Source organism: Xylophilus sp. Leaf220 (genome assembly GCF_001421705.1).
Classification (GTDB): domain Bacteria; phylum Pseudomonadota; class Gammaproteobacteria; order Burkholderiales; family Burkholderiaceae_C; genus Xylophilus.
In genome coordinates this window covers 198760-215011 of sequence record NZ_LMKO01000001.1, presented here as the reverse complement: position 1 = coordinate 215011, position 16252 = coordinate 198760, and the positions used below count along the sequence as shown (strand labels likewise).

The window sequence follows — 16252 nt, the reverse complement described above, 5'->3', positions numbered from 1 at the left end:
TAAGTGGATGTGCCGGAACTCAACGGCCTGCCCGGCGGCCCCATGGGCGCTATCGGCATGGCGATCGGCGCCATCGGCGGCGGCTTCATCTTCCTGCGGCAGTACCTCTCCCGGGGTGCCGCTGACCGGGCCGACGACGCCGGGCGCGTCTCGGCGATCAACGTCTACAAGGAACTGCTGGAAGCCGAGCGCGTCGCGCGCCTCACGGCGGACAAACGGGCCGACGACTTCGCGCGCGAGCGAAACGAGGCGATCACCATGCTCGGCAAGCTGCAGGGCCAGATCGAGGCCATGCAGCGCCAGCTGGAGCACGCCACCACTGAGATCGCGGGCCTGGAAAACCGGGTGCGCGAACTGACGGAGCAAGTCCATGCAAAAACCTGATTACCGCAAATGGCGGGAGATGGGCGAAGCCTGTTTCATCCTCGCCACCCTGCTGTCCAGNGCGAACTGACGGAGCAAGTCCATGCAAAAACCTGATTACCGCAAATGGCGGGAGATGGGCGAAGCCTGTTTCATCCTCGCCACCCTGCTGTCCAGCGGAGCCGGCCTCGGCTACTGGGCCGGCACCGAGCGCATGCGCGGCATGCTGATCGAGGACCGGCAGGACCACCTCGAAGAGCTGCAACGCCTGCAGGACGCCAACCGCATGGCGCTGCAGGCCATCAGTGGCCGGCTGGCCCAGGCCGCAGGTTCCACCGCCGAGGCCGCCGGTGTGGCCGCCACCGCGGCCGAGACCGCTCAGGTAGCCGCCCAGACGGCCAGCAAGGCGGCCAAGGCCGCCGGCGTGCCGGCCGCAGCGATCGAGCAGGACCGCAAGGCGATCAACAGCGCGATCGGCAAGGCCAACGCCCGGATCGGGGAGGGTGCCCGATGAAGCGCGCCCACCTCGCCCTGTCCACCCTGGCCGCCGTGATGCTGCAGGCCGGCTGCGCGTCGACGCCGCCGGCGGAACCGCAGGCCGACGTGACAGCTCAGGCCTGCCAGGCCGCATCGGCCGACGTGGGCCGGCTGGTGGAAATCCACGAGCTGCAGCGCGCCTGCCCCCTGCTGCCTACCCTGCGCGCCGGCGCAAGCGCACTGGAGCGCCGGGCCCACACCGAAACCATCGTGCGCATGTATGAAAACTGCGCGAGGAGCGGATCATGAATGCTGCGGAATTGATAGCTGCCGCCTGGCCCTGGCTGCTGGGCGTGGGCGGATTGCTTGCCCTTTTCCTGCTGTGGCTGCTGGTGCCGCTGACGGCGCTGTGGTGCCTGCCGGTGCCGGTGGTGCACAAGCTGCGCGCCAGTGCCTGCTTCGTCGGCGCGCTGGCCCGCGCGGCACTCCCGAAGCTCTTCGGCCTGTCCGCCTACCTGGTGGTGCCGCTGCTGGTGCGCCGCCTGTCGTGGTCGGCTGAATCTCTGGCCCGCCTCGATGGCGTCTACGGCAACAACTGGGGCGTCAACGGCGACAAGCGCCTGTGGATCGACCCCGAGGGCACTGGCGCCGGCATCCCTCTGCCTGTGTCGCTCCTCGACACGCCCGAGGCCCGCGCGCTCTGCTACTGGTGCCCGGGCGAGCATCCGCGCAGCGCGAAAGCTCGGCGCGCCTGGCTGACCCGCAACCGCTGTACGAACCTCTCGCTGCAGTTGGGCAAGCCTTGGCCGACGGGCCCGAAGCAGGCGTGGGGCGACATCGACACCGAGAAGAGCCGGCCGGGCTGGGTGCTGTTCGAGCAGGGCGGCCTGTACCACCTCCACGGCTGCTTGGCGCTGGGTGGCCGGGTGCTGCGCATCAGCTTTGGTTACAAGCTCGGCAAGCTGCGGGACCGGACCTTCCCGCGCGTGCCGCCGACCATCGTGCCGGCCAGCCTGCCGCGGCGCGGCGACCCGGAGGCGGCTGCGGCGCAGGACCTGTTTCTGTCGGCCGAGGCCAAGGCCGAGATCGCCGCTATCGTGCGGCATGTGGGTGCGTGATGTTGAGCCTGATCCCCGCACCCTACCGCTGGGCCGCCCTGGCCCTGGCAGTCGCCGCCCTGGCCGGCGGCTCCTACCGCGCCGGCGTCAGCCGGGAGCACGACCGCGGCACCGTGGCGCTGGCCCAGCTGCAGAGCCGCTGGGATGCGGCTGACGCCGCCGCCCGCGGCCGCGCACTGACCGAAGCCGAGCAGAACGCCCGAGAGACACAGCGCCGGCTCGACCGGCAGAAGGAGAACGACGATGCGCAAGCCGCCCAACTCGCCCGCGCTGCTCGGGACCTTGTTGATGCTCGCACTGCTGGCCAGCGCCTGCACCAGCAATCCGAAGCCCTCCGTGCCGCTATCCGTGGCGCCGCCGGCGATCCCGCCGCTGGCTCAAGCAGCGCGCCAGCCGGCGATGCCCTCGATCTGTTCGCCGACCTGTTCAGCCGGGCTGACGGCCGAGCGGGAGAGCTGGCGGAAGCGCTTGATCGAAGCTATGCCGCAGGGCTCCGATGCGAACTTGATTACATTTCACTAAATAATTAGCTCTTTTGGGGGTGCGAAGATAATTGATTTCTGCGAAGGCATATTCTCAAGGCAGGTTGTTTGACTTTTATTTTCTTCCTTCAAGTCGTATTAGCTCGGTTAATTCATAAACATTGGTAGAGGGATCCCCTTTTGGGGTGCCTTCTTCGGCCCTAGATTCCATTGCCTTCTTTGAATTCTTTACCGCATCATTATACAAATGTTGAATTTCGCCAAGATCGATAATGGGATTATGCTCATGGCAATAAGACTTGAGCTTATTTTTTAATTCTGATTGAGTTTGGTGGTGGTGGCCGGGTTTTGCATAAGCGCTGTAATGCATTAGCCCCCAAACTTCGAAGCATGGATTGGAGAAAGCTACTTTGATTCCATTTGCCTCGGCTAATGCCATAGCGGCAGGAACTTGGCCGACAGGATGAGCATCACGGTCAAACACAGCCCAGACGAAAAACCGTTTTGCGAAAGAGTTTTTGCTGCGTTTTGCATTTGCAACACGCTGTTGTCTTTCGTCAATAGCACGCTCCACTACAGAAATAGGCACGCCGCAACCTCCAATTGGGGTTATTGTAACCAAAGTATTTTTAAATGACTTTTTTAAGTCAAGGAAATATCTTGGCTCTGTGACTTTACCCTCGCACACAATCACTATTTCCGGATGCGATTCACGTTTTGGAGGTTGGCGCTTTAACATGCTATTTACAGTGAAAATTCACTGACGAAGGGTATGGCCCCAAATCTACCTTCGACATATCCCTTCTCAATATTATCTGAATTTTTGGTTTTAATATCAGAGAGCGGGTATATAACGGTGGCGCCCTCTGATGACTTTTCGGCAAACCAAATTTCATCCCTTCGGAGAAGGCCGGGATATAGTAGATTTGTGTCGTGCGTGGTAAAAATAAGCTGAGCGCCGTGCTTGTTCAACGCTTTATTGTTGAACATCGAAACTATTTTTCTAGCTAAAAGGGTATGGAGGGCTGTTGTGATTTCGTCAAGAATAATAACGGCACCTAGATTTAACGCGACTAATAGTGATGGTAATAGCTGCAACAGATACTGAGTTCCTAAACTTTCGGTTGCTAAACTTAAATGCCTTACTTTATCATCGCCGCACTCATGGCCGACAGATATTTTATAAGTATGCGTCTTAGAGAATTTAAGTTCGGGCGGAAATGCAGGGCCAGCTAATTTTTGAATTAGTTCGACCAGGCTTGCAATGCCTGACTTTGCATCTGCTGGTATTTCTTCCTCAGTTATTTTGAGGTCTCTAATTCCAGTGTCTGCAAACCGTAGAAGCCTCACCACATCATTTTTTAGATCTTCATTTCTGAACAGAGATTCGCCAATTTCATCAAACTCTGCCGGTGATACTCCGTTGGAAAATCTAAAGAAAAGCTTTTCCTTGAAAAACTCGCTTATTTTTTCAAGAATTGGGTGTTTTGAGGCGGCAGCGGCAGACAAAAATAAGACATTTGGCAATGTCACGGATTCAATTTGTTTGTTTGGTCCTGTCAGTGCTCTTCCATATTCGAAGAATTGTTCGCTTCTTTCGTAGAGCTTTTGACGAATTTTGTTTGGATACTGGTTTAACCACTCCCTCACTACCTTTTTGTCATCAAGCTCGAAGCCTAGCTCAAAGCGCACATCATCTATAACAAAATCAATCTCAAACAAAGAGTTTTCTTCTTCGCTGCCAGCATCAAGTCTGAACGCTTTGCGGCCAGTGCCTGCTTGTTCTGCGGTGCGAAAAGACGTAATTACGAAATGTCTGATGTAGTGTAACGCTCGCAGAGCATTAGATTTGCCAGAAGCGTTCGCGCCATACACTGCCATGATCGGCAATACGCCATGTGGTGTAAATCGGCATTCTAATTTTGCTTCTGCGTGCTCCTTGAAAGGCGCTGCCACGAAGCTCATGTCGGCTTTGTCGCGCAAGGAAAGAAAGTTGGTTACAGAGTAGCGTAGTAGCATGCGCTAATGTATCATTCAGATGACCTAAAAATCCAAGAACTGGATTTTTTTGTCCTGGTGTTGCATGCGGAGCCTAGCGCCTGTGAAGACTTGAGCCGCTTGCTACGCCCGCGCGGTAGGGACATCAGCCCACCGGGTGGTGTACTCCGGCGTCCTGCGCTCGTGCTTCATGCCCCACGCCTTCTTCGGCCCGGCACCGGTGCTGGCCATCTTCAGCGTCCCTCGCCCGTAGCGATCATTGAGCGTGTCCAACGCCGTCATCAGCCGCGCCTTGTCCTCGCCCGGCTCGTCCAGATCCAGCTCGTGCTGCACCCGGCTGGCCGGCTGCAGCTCCAGCAGCATCACCCCGCACTTGATGAGCTGGTACCCCGGCTCGTAGATCCGCGTGATGCCCCGCACTGCGGCCTCCACCAGCAGCGGCGTGTGGCTCGTCGGCCGGCGCAGCGGTACCACCATGCTGCGGGAGAAGCTAGGTCCCGGTCGGTGCGGGCTGGTGTGTGCGAACACCAGCACCTTGCAGGCATGCCCGGCTTGCATCCGCAGCTTCTCCGCCGCGCGGCTTGCGTGCGTGCTCACCGCCTCGATCAGCTCGGGCAGCTCGCTCACTGGCCGGCCAAAGCTGCGGGTGCAGGCGATCTCTTTCTTTGCAGGCGGCAAGTCCTCGAGGTCGACGCAGCTGATGCCCTGCAGCTCCCGCACCGTGCGCTCCAGCACCACGCTCCAGCCATTGCGGATCACGGCCGGGTCCATCCGGGCCAGGTCGAGCGCGGTCAGGATGCCGCCTTCCACCAGCTTCGCGCCGATACGCCGGCCGACGCCCCAGATGTCGCCCACGGCCGTGGCCGCCAGCACCGCGTCCAGGTCCGAGGCCGGCAGCGCCGCCAGGTTGCAGACCTGGGCCAGGTCGGCGGGATAGCTGCCCGGCTTGCGCTCGGCGGTCTTGGCGACGTGGTTGGCCAGCTTGGCGAGGGTCTTCGTGCGCCCGATGCCGATGCCGGTCGGCAGCCCGGTCCAGGTCAGGATCCGCTCACGGGTGCGCCGCGCCCGGTCGACAAGGTCGCCCGGCACGCCGGTCAGGTCGATGAAGCTCTCGTCGATGCTGTAGATCTCCTGGGCAGGCCCTAGGCCGGCGGCCAGCGTCATCATCCGGTCGCTCATGTCCGCGTACAGCGCGTAGTTGCTGGAGAGCGCCACGACCTGGTCGCCCAGCAGCTCGCGGATCTTGAACCAGGGTGCGCCCATCTTGATGCCGAGGGCCTTGGCCTCGTTGCTGCGGGCCACCGCACAGCCGTCGTTGTTCGACAGCACCACCACCGGAATGCCCCGCAGGTCGGGGCGAAACACCCGCTCGCAGCTGACGTAAAAGTTATTGCCGTCGACCAGCGCGAACAGCGGGGGAAGGCGGCCCACCGCGCATCACTTCGGGAAGATCTTGAAGCAGGCGACTACCACCCCGAACACCTCGAGGATCTGGCCGTCCTTGGGGACGATGTCGGGATAGGTCGGGTTCGACGCCTTGAGCCGGACCCGGCCGGCGCGCTCCCAATACGTCTTGACCGTGAATTCGTTGTCCAGCACCGCCAGCACCACATGCCCCGACTTCGGACGGATCGCCTTGTCCACGATCAGCATGTCGCCGTCGAAGATGCCGGCGTCGCGCATCGATTCCCCTCGCACCTTGAACTGGAAGGTCGCCTGCGGGTGCCGCACGATGTGTTCGAGCACGTCGATGCGTTTGGTGGCGTGGTCCTCGGCCGGGGAAGCGAAGCCGGCCTGCACCGTGTGCAGGACGTGGAAGGCGGTGATGCAGCCGGGGGTGTAGGGGATCGGGGTCATGGCGGGAGAGGCGCAGCGTGGGCAGACGAGGAGAACAGCTGCTATCCGAGCCGCACTTCGAAGTAGGCGCCATCGCCTTCGCTCAGGCCGCGAAAGCCCGCCTGCCGTGCCAGCTCCACGGCCTTGACCCAGCGCAGGGCCTGGGCCTTGTCCTCGGGAGTCGCGTCGCTCTCGTCGCCGTCCGCGGCGTAGCAGTACGCGCCGTAGGCCTGGGCGACCGCCTCGGCGCCGCCCAGGGCACGCTCCAGCGCCTTGGCATAACGCGATTCCGCGTCGAGACGGATGTTGGCCGGCAGTTCCGGGAAGTCGCAGAGGTTGACCGAGAAGGCGGTGGGTGCGTCGATGGCGGTGTGCATGGCTGCTCCAGTAGAGGGGCCGACAGAATTTGCGGCCGGGTTGAACTACTGGTTAAGCATACAGTGCTTGGTGCACAATGGCGCCCGGATCAAATCGGCTTTACGCGCCGAGGCTGCTGCATTCCACCCGGGTCGCCTGCGGGGCCCGGCATCCGACGAGCGGCACGTGCAGCTCGCGGGATCGACGGTTATGGGATGTGCACCAAGTACACCGTGAACTTCGGCCCTGTGTCCGTCTCGACGATTCGGCCAGCCAGCACCAGCTCGGTGGGGCCAGTATCGGACCACAGGTCGACGCAGACGACCCAGTGGTTGCTGTACCACTGCGCCGTTGCACGTTCCCAAGCCCTCTCGGGTAGCTCCACCAGCAAGGTGCCATAGCTCTCGATCGCGTCCCGGATGTCGGCGCGCACATCGGGAGGGAGTGGATCGACACCAGCCCCGCCCGCGATCAGGCCGTAGTCGCCTGCGACGAGGCAGCGAACCACGTCCGTCAGAAGGGGTCGCCAAGCGGTCGGCACGGCACGGGGATAGTCCTCGTCCTTGACGGGCAGGACTTCGGGGCTGATGGATGCTGACATGTGGATCCGTTCGGCAGGGGTTGGCGTGGTCGTTCGTTAGTATGCTAACCAAGGTGATACCGCCCGGCGTAGCTTGGCGCACACAATGGATGCATGTGCGCCCACTACAGACCCCCTGAGAAAGCCCTGTTCCTCGAGCGCTGGTCCGCCGAGCCGCCAGCAGATTGGACGAAGGCAGACCTGTGGCCCGGATACGCCGGCCCGTTCCTACGGCGGCCGCGGGCGGCCGACGCTGGCGACGAAGCGGTGGGGCCCATGGAAGCGGTCACCGGCACATTCGGGCTGCTGCCGCATTGGGCCAAGGATGAGAGCTTGGCCAAGCGCACCTACAACGCGCGAAGCGAGACGGCGGCCGAGAAACCCAGCTTCCGCGATGCGTGGAAGCGCGCGCAGCACTGCATCATCCCGGCCGCGGCCATCTACGAGCCGGACTGGCGATCGGGCAAGGCCGTGCCGACGCGGATCGAGCGGACCGACGGTGTCGATCTTGGGATTGCCGGGCTGTGGGATTGGAACGCGGCGCTCAACATGCACAGCATGACGATGCTGACCGTCAACGCCGATGAGCACGAGCTCATGCGCAACTATCACAAGCCGGGCGATGAGAAGCGGATGGTGGTGATCCTGCCGCGCGGGCTCTACAGCGACTGGCTGGATGCGCCGGCAGGCAGCAGCATGGAATTCATGCGGCAGTTTCCGGCCGACCGGCTGGTCGCGACCGCAGAGCTGCGAACATCGAAATCCACAGGCTAGAGCGGGGCGCCGGGCCTTAAAAGTTCCCATTGCGCGCGCTGTTGTCCTACGGCTTGCCAAGCCGATTCGACTGCGAAAAGCGCTCCGCAAAGTCTATGGTTGTCACCAAGGAATGCGGCTCGCAATACTGTTCATGCATACAGTTTTGCGGAGCGCAAACCGACGGCAAACCCGCATGAATCCTCAGTAGTTTGGAGAGCTTAGAAGGCTGATGCTCTATCCAACTGAGCTACGGGCAGAAAATGAGTCCGGCATGTGTAGGCTTTTGCAAAAGCGAACACGGGTCGAAATCCCGGCATGCCAACGATCATAACGTTGCCGATACTCCGTAAAGGCTTTGTGCCACGCGTGTTTTCGCTTTCACCCTCTCAAGGAGCTTTCATGGCGACCAATCCAGAATTTCCCAACATCGAAGATATTTCCGAAGAAGATCCGGCCGACGAGGTGGAGATTCCTCGCCCGGGCGAGGGTTTGATCGAGCCGAGCAACGTGCCGGTCGACGAAGAGATCGAGCGCGTCATCCAGCCGGAGCCCGTGGGCGAATAGGCAAACAGTCGAAACAAAACAAAACGGGGCGAATCTCACATTCGCCCCGTTTTTTCTTTTGCGTCGGATAGCAGTCTGCGCGTTCAGCGTCCCAATCGGCCCAGCAGGTAGCCCACCGACAGCGCCAGCGTCACCGCGGCGATCGGGTTTTCGCGGATCGTGTTGCGCGGCACATCGGCGATCTCATCGCACAGGTTGCTGAGTCGGTTGCAACCTTCCTGCGCGGAGAGCGCCGCGCGATCGACCGTCTCGTAGGCCTTGTTGGCCGCGCGTCCCACGACGCCGTCTGGATCGACATCGTCGGGAAGGTTGTGGTCGCCGTTGCTGGAAGTAATCATGGATATCTCCGGTCGATGGTGTGGATCGCAGCGCGGCTGCAACATAAGCCGACCAATCTATCGAACGGTACCTGCTCACGCAACCGCGCCATTCGCAAGCCCATGTAGGACAAAACCCGCCAATGGCGGGTTTCGAGAGGGATGCACCGACGCGGTCGGTGCGATGGAGGCAGGCGCTGGTCAGTTGGCAGGAACGCGTGGCTGGCCCTGGCCGTTCAGGCCCTGGTCGCGTGGTGCGGGCGGCAGCTTGTCGCCGATACGCTCGCCGGTGCGGCGTACAGCGCCACCGGCACGTTCCGCCACGTTCTCGGTGGCGTTGACCGCCTTCTTGGCGCCGCGCTTGGTCGCATTGCCTGCACGACGTGCGGTGCGCTTGGTGCTCTCGACCGCGCGCTTGCCGGCACCGGGCTGGGCCGGTGCAGGGGTTGCCGCAGTTTCAGCCGGCGGCATGGCCGCGGTTTGGGCATGGGCGGTGAAGCCGAAGGCCAGGGTGGCCAGCAGCAGTGCGGCGGGCAGAGGACGGAAGGCGGTGCGTGTCGTTTTCATGGCGTTTCCTGTTGGATTGAACACGTCGCCAGTATCTGGCAAAGCCCTTCGCTATACGGGGGTTGTCCATCAGACTGTTACAGATATCGCGCGTATTGGCACGCCCTGCGATCACGCCTTCTGCGCGAAACGCCACGCCAGCTCGGCCATCGGCCGCGCGCCCGCGCCCGAAGCGACGGCCTGGGCGCTCGACGCGGTGCCGGCCTCCACCCGCTTGGCGATGCCCTGCAGGATCGCCGCGATGCGGAACATGTTGTAGGCCAGGTAGAAGTTCCAGTCGGGCGCCAGTTCGGCCGGCGTCGCGATGCCGGTGCGTTCGCAGTAGCGGGCGATGTAATCGGCCTCGGACGGGATGCCCAGCGCGGCGATGTCGACGCCGCCGATGCCGCGGAACGATCCCTGCGGAATATGCCAGGCCATGCAGTGGTAGCTGATGTCGGCCAGCGGATGGCCGAGCGTCGAGAGTTCCCAGTCGAGCAAGGCCAGCACCTTCGGCTCTGTCGGGTGGAACATCAGGTTGTCGAGCCGGTAGTCGCCGTGGACCACGCAGGTATGGCGCTCGTCGCGGGCGCTGGCCGGCATTTGCGCCGGCAGCCATTCCATCAGCCGGTCCATCTCCGGGATGGGCACGGTGACCGAGGCCTGGTACTGGCGGCTCCAGCGGGCGATCTGGCGCTCGAAGTAGTTGCCCGGCTTGCCATACGCCTCCAGTCCACAGGCCCGGTGGTCGACGGTGTGCAGCGCGGCGATGACGCGGTTCATCTCGTCGTAGAGGGCGGCCCGCTCGGCGTTCGCCATGCCGGGCAGCGTCTGGTCCCACAGCACCCGGCCCTGCATGAACTCCATCACGTAGAAGGCGCGGCCGATGACCGACTCGTCCTCGCACAGCACATGCATCCGGGGAACCGGGACGGCGGTGCCGTGCAGGCCGCGCATCACCGCGAACTCGCGCTCGATCGCATGGGCCGAGGGCAGCAGCCTGCTCACCGGGCCGGGCTTAGAGCGCAACACGTACGCGGTCGACGGCGTCACCAGCTTGTAGGTGGGGTTGGACTGGCCGCCCTTGAACATCTCCACCGACAAGGGTCCCGCGAAGCCCTCGATGCGGGTGGAGAGCCAGGCCTCCAGCGCGGGCACGTCGATCGCGTGCTGGTCGGAAACAGGGCGGGTGCCCTCGAAGTGGCTGTAGCTGGTGGTCGTCATGGGGCCTTTGTCAATCGAGGGCCCGCGGGGCCCCGGTCAGTGGTCTGCGTCGCCGATGCTGCGCAGCGCCTGGCGGTCGCGCACGACCAGCCCGGCGGTTTCGATGCGGATCACGTCCTCGCGCTCCATCGTCTTCAGCTCCTGGTTCACCCGCTGGCGCGAGGCACCCAGTAGCTGGGCCAGTTCTTCCTGGGCCAGGTGGAGGGAGATGCGGATCTCGTTGTTGTCGCCCAGGCTCGGCACGCCGTAGCTGCGGGCCAGGTGGCCCAGCTGCTTGGCCAGCCGTGCCCGCAGGGGCAGGGTGTTGAGGTCTTCCACCAGCCCGAACAGCGTGCGGATGCGGCGGGCGTGCAGGCGCAGCAGTGCCTCGTAGAGCTCGACGTGGGCCGACAGGATCTTGCGGAAGTCGGCCCGTGCCACGCAGAGGGTGGTGGTGTCGCCATGCGCATAGCAGTCGTGCGTGCGCTTCTCGCCGTCGAAGAAGGCCACGTCGCCGAACCAGATGCCCGGCTCCACGTAGGTCAGCGTGATCTGCTTGCCCGAGACCGAGGTGGAGCTGACGCGCACCGCGCCGCGGGCGCAGGCCACCCACTCTTCGGGCGAGTCGCCACGGGCGGCCAGCAGGTCGCCGTCCTTGTAGCGTTTGACGTATGCGCATCGGAGGATGTCGTGCCGCAACGAGGGCGACAAGGAAGAGAACCAGCGACCGGAGTTGATCGCCTCGCGTTCTTCGATGGTAAGAATCGGTTCGTCCATGGTCTGTCGTATGGGTGACTGGGGTTCGCTGCCCAGCGGCAGCGACTGCAGCGTGGGGTGCTATTGAATCGATAGCTGGAGGCCGGCATCCTGCGCCGGCTCCAGCCATGTTTCATTCGTAATCCGGCTTCGTCATGCCCAGGAAGGCGCCGATGCCGATGCCGGCGTTGGCGTGGTGCAGGTTCAGCACGAACTGGTCGCGCTCCCTGGTCAGGTGCGGGCCGAGCGGATGGTCCATCGCGCTGCTCAGCAGTTCCTTGGTGCTGGCGAGTGCGTTGGGCGCGCGCTGGTTCAGTTGCTCGGCCAGCGACAGCGCCTCGTCCAGCGCGCTGCCCGGCGCACAGACTCGGTTGACGATGCCGAAGTGCCGCAGCCGCTCGGCATCGATCCGCTGGCCCAGCATGATCAGCTCGCTGGCCAGCTGGCGCGGCAGGAAGCGCGCCAGTTGCCACGATCCTCCACCGTCGGGCGAGAGCGCCACGCCGGTGTGCGACATCGCGAAGACGCTGTTGCTGGCGGCCACGATGAAGTCGCAGCCCAGCGCCAGCGAGAAGCCGGCGCCGGCCGCCGCCCCCTCCACCGCCGCGATCACCGGGCAGGGGAACGAACGGATCTCCTCCAGCCACAGGTGCAGCGCATCGATGCTCTGCGCCTGCACTTCGGGCGGCTCCTGGCGGTTGTGCTGCAGGCGCTGCAGGTCGCCGCCGGCGCAGAAGAAGCCGCCCGATCCGACGATGACGACCGAACGCACCTCCGGCCCGGCGGCGTTCAGCGCCTCGATGCCTGCGGCGTACATCGCGGGCCCGAGCGCGTTGCGCTGGTCGGGGTTGTGCAGCGTGAGCACCATGGTGGCCCCATGGCTGCTGGTCTTGAGCTCGGCGGGCATGCGGGCCTTTGTCGTGGGATGCGGTGGGCGGCGCCGGGAAGGCGCGCGCTGTCTAGTCTTCGGTATGCAGCAGGCTCAGGCCGATCGCGCCGCGGCGGCGCAGCCACGGGCTCGGGCGGTAGCGCGGATCGCCGTACACCGTCTGCAGGTTGAACAGCACCTCGAGGATATTCGTCGGGCCGAGCAAATTGCCCAGCGCCAACGGTCCGGTGGGGTAGCCCAGGCCCAGCGTCACCGCGGTGTCGAGGTCCTGCGGCGTGCACACGCCCTGCTGGCACATGTCGGAGGCGATGTTGACGATCGTCGCCACCACCCGCTGCGTCACGAAGCCGCCGCTGTCGCGCACCACGCTGACCGGCTTGCCGTCGCGGGAGAACAGGGCATGGGCCGCGTCGCGCATGTCGCGGCGGGTGGCGGGGTTGACCGCCAGCACCCGGCGCCTGGTGGCGACGTCGGCGGCCAGCAAGTCGATGCCGACGGTGCGCGCCGGATCGAGCCGCTCGACCACCGCCACGGTAGTGATGTCGAAGCCCAGCGGCGCCACGATCGTGAGTGCGCCGGGCGAGGGCGACACGCCCGTCTCCACCGTCGCGCCCAGGTCCTTGAGCAGCTGCAGCAGTTCGGCCCGGCGCGCGGCGCGCGGCGACACCCATACCGGCGGCATGTCGTCGACGACCGGCACCGGCGGCTCCGCCGGCGCGTCCGCCCTGCCGTCGGCATAGCGATAGAAGCCCTCGCCGGTCTTGCGGCCCAGCATGTTGCCGGCAAGGCGCTGGGCGGTGATCGCGCTCGGGCGGTAGCGCGGTTCCTGGTAGTACTGGTCGTAGATCGACTCCATCACCGGATGCGAGACGTCCAGGCCGGTCAGGTCCAGCAGCTCGAACGGTCCCAGCTTGAAGCCGATCTGGTCGCGCAGGATGCGGTCGATGGTCGCGAAATCGGCCACTTTCTCGCCGACGATCCGCAGCGCCTCGGTGCCGTAGCCCCGACCGGCGTGGTTGACGATGAACCCCGGAGTGTCTTCGGCGCGGACCGCCGTGTGGCCCATCCGGCCGACGTAGGCCTGCAGGGCGTCGCAGGTGGCCGGCGCGGTCCGCAGGCCGGCGATCACCTCCACCACCTTCATCAGGGGCACCGGATTGAAGAAATGCAGTCCGGCGAAGCGCTCGGGATGCCGCAGCGACGCCGCGATGGCCGTCACCGAGAGCGACGACGTGTTGGTCGCCAGCACCGCATCGGCGGCCACGATGTCCTCGAGCGCCGCGAACAGCTGGCGCTTGGCATCGATCTGCTCGACGATCGCCTCGACCACCAGGGTGGCGGGCGACAAGGCCTGCAGCGATTCGGCGACCGACAGCCGGCCGGCCTGGTCCGCGGCGGCATCGGCGGTCAGCCGGCCCTTCTCTACCAGGCGATCCCACTGGGCACGGACGGCTTTCACCGCCTCCTCTGCCGCACCGGGCTGCCGGTCGAACACCACGACGGAGCTTCCTGCCTGGACCGCCATCTGGGCGATACCGCGCCCCATGGCACCTGCGCCGATCACGGCGGTGGTGGGATAAACCTTATGCATGGGGTAATTATCACGCCACGGATTTGTGAAGCCCTGTGACAGAATCGACCGACATGGAGAAGACCGCGCGTGACAAGCAGTAAAACCGTCCTCGGCATCGCATTGCTGGCAGCCGCCTCGGCAGGCCATGCGCTTTCGCTGGGATCGCCGCGTGGCGCCGCCGTCGTCGGCCAACCGCTCCAATTGACTTTCGACCTGACGCTGGACGGCCCCTCCGACGGCGGGTCGGCCTGCGCGCAGGCCGAATTGTTCTACGGAGAGACCCGGGTCGATCCGTCGCGCGTCCAGGTCGCGACCCTGCCGGGCGCGCAGCCATCGCAGGTGCGGATCCAGCTGGCGTCGGCCATCGCGGTGAACGAGCCGGTCGTATCGGTCAACCTGCGGGCCGGTTGCGGACAGGGCCTGTCCCGGCGCTACGTGCTGCTCGCGTCCTCGCCCACCGCGCAGGCCGATCCGATCCCGGCGATCGCGTTGCCCGAGCGCCCGGCCGAGGCGGTGCGCCGCGGTGGCAATGTTCCGCCGCCGACTGCGTCGGTGGACAGTGGTGCGTCGGGCCGCGTCGCCCCGTCTTCCGCGCCAGGGCGAACCGCCGCGGCGGCCGCCAAGCCGGCCACGGCACCGCGGTCCGCCCCGCCGCGCCGTGCAGAGGCCGCGCCGGTCAAGAAGGCCCCGGCACCGGGAATTCCCCGGCTCGAGTTGCAATCCCCCACCGAGTGGCTCGAGGAGCACAACCTGCCGCTGCGCCCCTCGTTCGACATGATCGCGCCCTCTGCCACCGTGACGCCCGAGCAGCGCGCGATGGCCGCGGCCGCGTGGCGCCGCCTGTTTGCAGAAGTGTCGCCGGAAACGGCCGCCCAGGCCGATGCCGACCAGGCACGCAGTGTTCAGACGCTGCAGGACCAAGTGAAGACGCTGCAGAGCAGTGCCGCCCGCGACCGGGCCCGTGAGGCCGAACTGCAGGCGCGGGTGGAAGAGGCGGAAAGCGACCGGCAGCTGTACCTGTGGGGTGCTCTCGGCGCCGTGGCGTTGCTGGTCTCCGCCCTCGTGTTCTTCCTGCTCGGCCGGTCGGGCAAGCGGGATGCGTCCGGCGCCGTCTGGTGGCGGCCCCGCCCGACAGCCGCGCAGGCGCCGGTCGCGCCGTCTTTCCAGGATTCGGTGCTGGAGCCGCTTCCGGTCACAGTACCGGTCGTGCCGGGCGACCGCGCCGCCACCCCGGCGGCCGCCCGCACGCCGATCGACGTGCCGCCGCGGGCTGTTCCCGCTGCTGCGGTGCCGCCGCCGGCCTTCGAACCCGGCAGTTTCGTGCCGGAGCAGGTGGAGCCTGCGCACCAGGTGTTCGATGCGGCACCTCTGGCGGCGACAGGCGCCAGTTCGGCCGCCGCCGCCACTGCCGCTGCGCACGAGTTGCGCCAGCTGGATACCGACGCATTGCTCGACGTGCAGCAGAACGCCGAGTTCTACGTGTCGCTCGGCCAGTACGAGCAGGCGATCGAGCTGCTGCAGGGCTACATCGCCGCGCATCCGGGCGTCAATCCGGCCGTGTACCTCGACTTGCTGAAGATCCTGCACACGCTGAGCCTGACCGATGCCTATCGGAAATTGCGCGACGAGTTCAACACGAGCTTCAATGCCGACGTTCCCGTATTCGCAGGTTTCCTCAAGAGCCGTCGGCGTCTGGAGGACTATCCGGATGCCCTGGCACGCATCGAGGCCCACTGGGAGCGCAAGGACATCCTGGACGTGGTCGAGGACTATCTCTTCCGCAAGCCGGGTCAGCAGGGCGCCTCGCCGTTCGAGCTGGAGGCGTATCGCGAACTGCTGCTGCTGCATGCGGTGGCACGGATCGCCATCCAGCAGGATCCGACGTCCCGCCAGGGCGACAGTGCTGCTCGCGAACCGGCCGGGGCAGGCGCTGCTGGCGCCGTGGCCGCATCGACGGCTTTTTCGCCAGGCAAGGATTTGGCGGCAGGCCGGGCTTTTGCCGACCCTGCGCCCGCTGCGGCAGCACAGCCATCGCCCGACGCCTTGGACGACTACCGTCCCAGCTTCACGCTGGAAGAGCTGCGCCAGGACCACGCCATCGAGGACATCGGCCTGGAGCCTCTCAGCTTCGATATGCCGGTCGAGGAGCCGAATGCAGCCCCGGACGCGCGTGCTCCTGCGGCTCCTGCCGGGTTCGGTCCGGTACCGCGGACGGACGACAACCTGATCGACTTCGACCTGCTGGACCTGGAAGCGCTGAACAAAGGAAAGCCGCCGAAGCCGGAGACTTGAGGGCACGGGGTCGAGGAGATTCGGTAGAAGGCTGCCCGCGCGCCGCAGCGGTCGGCACGGAATGATCAGACGGTTGGGCGAGATTTCGGACGCCAAGGGGGCACGGCTGTAGGGCCTGAAACCCGACCCGATCCCTTGCTCGCCG

The 16252-nt window shown here is 64.9% G+C and carries 20 protein-coding genes; 8 read left to right on the top strand and 12 right to left on the bottom strand.

What is annotated here, in order from left to right; all coding sequences use genetic code 11:
- The first annotated feature begins 3 nt into the window (after positions 1-3).
- From ASE76_RS00985 to ASE76_RS00965, 5 genes are all read left to right on the top strand, one after another.
- Complete coding sequence (locus ASE76_RS00985; RefSeq protein WP_055833377.1) at positions 4-384, top strand: hypothetical protein; 381 nt, start codon at positions 4-6, stop codon at positions 382-384.
- Positions 385-466: 82 nt separating this feature from the next.
- Positions 467-877 carry a hypothetical protein gene (locus ASE76_RS00980; RefSeq protein ID WP_082447825.1) on the top strand — a complete coding sequence of 137 codons (411 nt, stop codon included), beginning with the start codon at positions 467-469 and terminating at the stop codon, positions 875-877.
- A complete protein-coding gene (locus ASE76_RS00975) occupies positions 874-1149 on the top strand; it encodes a hypothetical protein (protein WP_055833372.1) in 276 nt (91 codons plus the stop codon). Before ASE76_RS00980 ends, ASE76_RS00975 begins: the two co-directional genes overlap by 4 nt.
- Complete coding sequence (locus tag ASE76_RS00970) at positions 1146-1958, top strand: hypothetical protein (RefSeq protein ID WP_055833370.1); 813 nt, start codon at positions 1146-1148, stop codon at positions 1956-1958. The genes ASE76_RS00975 and ASE76_RS00970 overlap by 4 nt, the downstream gene beginning before the upstream one ends.
- Entirely contained in the window at positions 1958-2488 is a 531-nt protein-coding gene (locus ASE76_RS00965) for a DUF2514 family protein (RefSeq protein ID WP_055833367.1), read from the top strand. The genes ASE76_RS00970 and ASE76_RS00965 overlap by 1 nt, the downstream gene beginning before the upstream one ends.
- A gap of 67 nt (positions 2489-2555) precedes the next feature.
- On the opposite strand, the gene ASE76_RS19765 is transcribed toward ASE76_RS00965, so the two are convergent.
- From ASE76_RS19765 to ASE76_RS00945, 6 genes are all read right to left on the bottom strand, one after another.
- Positions 2556-3179 (bottom strand): RloB family protein, encoded by a 624-nt coding sequence (locus ASE76_RS19765; protein WP_082447824.1) that lies wholly within the window; start codon positions 3177-3179, stop codon positions 2556-2558.
- Between the two features lie 5 nt (positions 3180-3184).
- Positions 3185-4423: an ATP/GTP-binding protein gene (locus tag ASE76_RS19760; RefSeq protein ID WP_168389198.1), complete on the bottom strand. Its 1239-nt coding sequence runs from the start codon at positions 4421-4423 to the stop codon at positions 3185-3187.
- Positions 4424-4561: 138 nt separating this feature from the next.
- Positions 4562-5851, bottom strand: coding sequence for a Y-family DNA polymerase (locus ASE76_RS00960; RefSeq protein ID WP_055835420.1), 1290 nt, complete (start codon positions 5849-5851; stop codon positions 4562-4564).
- Positions 5852-5875: 24 nt separating this feature from the next.
- On the bottom strand, positions 5876-6295 hold the full coding sequence (locus ASE76_RS00955) for a LexA family transcriptional regulator (RefSeq protein WP_055833365.1): 420 nt from the start codon (positions 6293-6295) through the stop codon (positions 5876-5878).
- Positions 6296-6336: 41 nt separating this feature from the next.
- Positions 6337-6651 (bottom strand): hypothetical protein, encoded by a 315-nt coding sequence (locus ASE76_RS00950; RefSeq protein ID WP_055833362.1) that lies wholly within the window; start codon positions 6649-6651, stop codon positions 6337-6339.
- A 188-nt stretch (positions 6652-6839) separates the two neighbouring features.
- On the bottom strand, positions 6840-7232 hold the full coding sequence (locus tag ASE76_RS00945; RefSeq protein ID WP_055833359.1) for a hypothetical protein: 393 nt from the start codon (positions 7230-7232) through the stop codon (positions 6840-6842).
- A gap of 93 nt (positions 7233-7325) precedes the next feature.
- On the opposite strand from ASE76_RS00945, the gene ASE76_RS00940 reads away from it, so the two are divergent.
- Together ASE76_RS00940 and ASE76_RS20325 are read left to right on the top strand one after the other, a co-directional pair.
- Positions 7326-7985 carry an SOS response-associated peptidase gene (locus ASE76_RS00940; protein WP_055833355.1) on the top strand — a complete coding sequence of 220 codons (660 nt, stop codon included), beginning with the start codon at positions 7326-7328 and terminating at the stop codon, positions 7983-7985.
- 381 nt (positions 7986-8366) lie between these two features.
- On the top strand, positions 8367-8531 hold the full coding sequence (locus ASE76_RS20325; RefSeq protein ID WP_156362477.1) for a hypothetical protein: 165 nt from the start codon (positions 8367-8369) through the stop codon (positions 8529-8531).
- Between the two features lie 83 nt (positions 8532-8614).
- On the opposite strand, the gene ASE76_RS00935 is transcribed toward ASE76_RS20325, so the two are convergent.
- The 6 genes from ASE76_RS00935 to ASE76_RS00910 all read right to left on the bottom strand — a co-directional run bounded on the left by ASE76_RS00935 (position 8615) and on the right by ASE76_RS00910 (position 13833).
- Positions 8615-8869 (bottom strand): hypothetical protein, encoded by a 255-nt coding sequence (locus ASE76_RS00935; protein ID WP_055833352.1) that lies wholly within the window; start codon positions 8867-8869, stop codon positions 8615-8617.
- 180 nt (positions 8870-9049) lie between these two features.
- Positions 9050-9415 carry a hypothetical protein gene (locus tag ASE76_RS00930; protein WP_055833349.1) on the bottom strand — a complete coding sequence of 122 codons (366 nt, stop codon included), beginning with the start codon at positions 9413-9415 and terminating at the stop codon, positions 9050-9052.
- Between the two features lie 111 nt (positions 9416-9526).
- Entirely contained in the window at positions 9527-10618 is a 1092-nt protein-coding gene (locus tag ASE76_RS00925) for a phosphotransferase (protein ID WP_055833346.1), read from the bottom strand.
- Between the two features lie 36 nt (positions 10619-10654).
- Positions 10655-11374, bottom strand: coding sequence for a Crp/Fnr family transcriptional regulator (locus ASE76_RS00920; protein ID WP_055833341.1), 720 nt, complete (start codon positions 11372-11374; stop codon positions 10655-10657).
- A gap of 112 nt (positions 11375-11486) precedes the next feature.
- Complete coding sequence (locus ASE76_RS00915; RefSeq protein ID WP_055833338.1) at positions 11487-12260, bottom strand: oxepin-CoA hydrolase, alternative type; 774 nt, start codon at positions 12258-12260, stop codon at positions 11487-11489.
- Positions 12261-12312: 52 nt separating this feature from the next.
- A complete protein-coding gene (locus ASE76_RS00910) occupies positions 12313-13833 on the bottom strand; it encodes a 3-hydroxyacyl-CoA dehydrogenase (protein WP_055833336.1) in 1521 nt (506 codons plus the stop codon).
- Between the two features lie 69 nt (positions 13834-13902).
- Between ASE76_RS00910 and ASE76_RS00905 the strand changes: the two genes are divergently transcribed.
- On the top strand, positions 13903-16107 hold the full coding sequence (locus ASE76_RS00905; RefSeq protein ID WP_156362476.1) for a FimV family protein: 2205 nt from the start codon (positions 13903-13905) through the stop codon (positions 16105-16107).
- Positions 16108-16252 lie beyond the last annotated feature (145 nt).

Coding starts and splice junctions, on each gene's coding strand:
- ASE76_RS00945 (WP_055833359.1), bottom strand. CDS start 7,232: ATGTCAGCATCCATCAGCCCCGAAGTCCTGCCCGTCAAGGACGAGGAC.
- ASE76_RS00915 (WP_055833338.1), bottom strand. CDS start 12,260: ATGCCCGCCGAGCTCAAGACCAGCAGCCATGGGGCCACCATGGTGCTC.
- ASE76_RS00950 (WP_055833362.1), bottom strand. CDS start 6,651: ATGCACACCGCCATCGACGCACCCACCGCCTTCTCGGTCAACCTCTGC.
- ASE76_RS00970 (WP_055833370.1), top strand. CDS start 1,146: ATGAATGCTGCGGAATTGATAGCTGCCGCCTGGCCCTGGCTGCTGGGC.
- ASE76_RS00980 (WP_082447825.1), top strand. CDS start 467: ATGCAAAAACCTGATTACCGCAAATGGCGGGAGATGGGCGAAGCCTGT.
- ASE76_RS00910 (WP_055833336.1), bottom strand. CDS start 13,833: ATGCATAAGGTTTATCCCACCACCGCCGTGATCGGCGCAGGTGCCATG.
- ASE76_RS00930 (WP_055833349.1), bottom strand. CDS start 9,415: ATGAAAACGACACGCACCGCCTTCCGTCCTCTGCCCGCCGCACTGCTG.
- ASE76_RS00975 (WP_055833372.1), top strand. CDS start 874: ATGAAGCGCGCCCACCTCGCCCTGTCCACCCTGGCCGCCGTGATGCTG.
- ASE76_RS20325 (WP_156362477.1), top strand. CDS start 8,367: ATGGCGACCAATCCAGAATTTCCCAACATCGAAGATATTTCCGAAGAA.
- ASE76_RS00955 (WP_055833365.1), bottom strand. CDS start 6,295: ATGACCCCGATCCCCTACACCCCCGGCTGCATCACCGCCTTCCACGTC.
- ASE76_RS19765 (WP_082447824.1), bottom strand. CDS start 3,179: ATGTTAAAGCGCCAACCTCCAAAACGTGAATCGCATCCGGAAATAGTG.
- ASE76_RS00920 (WP_055833341.1), bottom strand. CDS start 11,374: ATGGACGAACCGATTCTTACCATCGAAGAACGCGAGGCGATCAACTCC.
- ASE76_RS00925 (WP_055833346.1), bottom strand. CDS start 10,618: ATGACGACCACCAGCTACAGCCACTTCGAGGGCACCCGCCCTGTTTCC.
- ASE76_RS00965 (WP_055833367.1), top strand. CDS start 1,958: ATGTTGAGCCTGATCCCCGCACCCTACCGCTGGGCCGCCCTGGCCCTG.
- ASE76_RS00935 (WP_055833352.1), bottom strand. CDS start 8,869: ATGATTACTTCCAGCAACGGCGACCACAACCTTCCCGACGATGTCGAT.
- ASE76_RS00940 (WP_055833355.1), top strand. CDS start 7,326: ATGTGCGCCCACTACAGACCCCCTGAGAAAGCCCTGTTCCTCGAGCGC.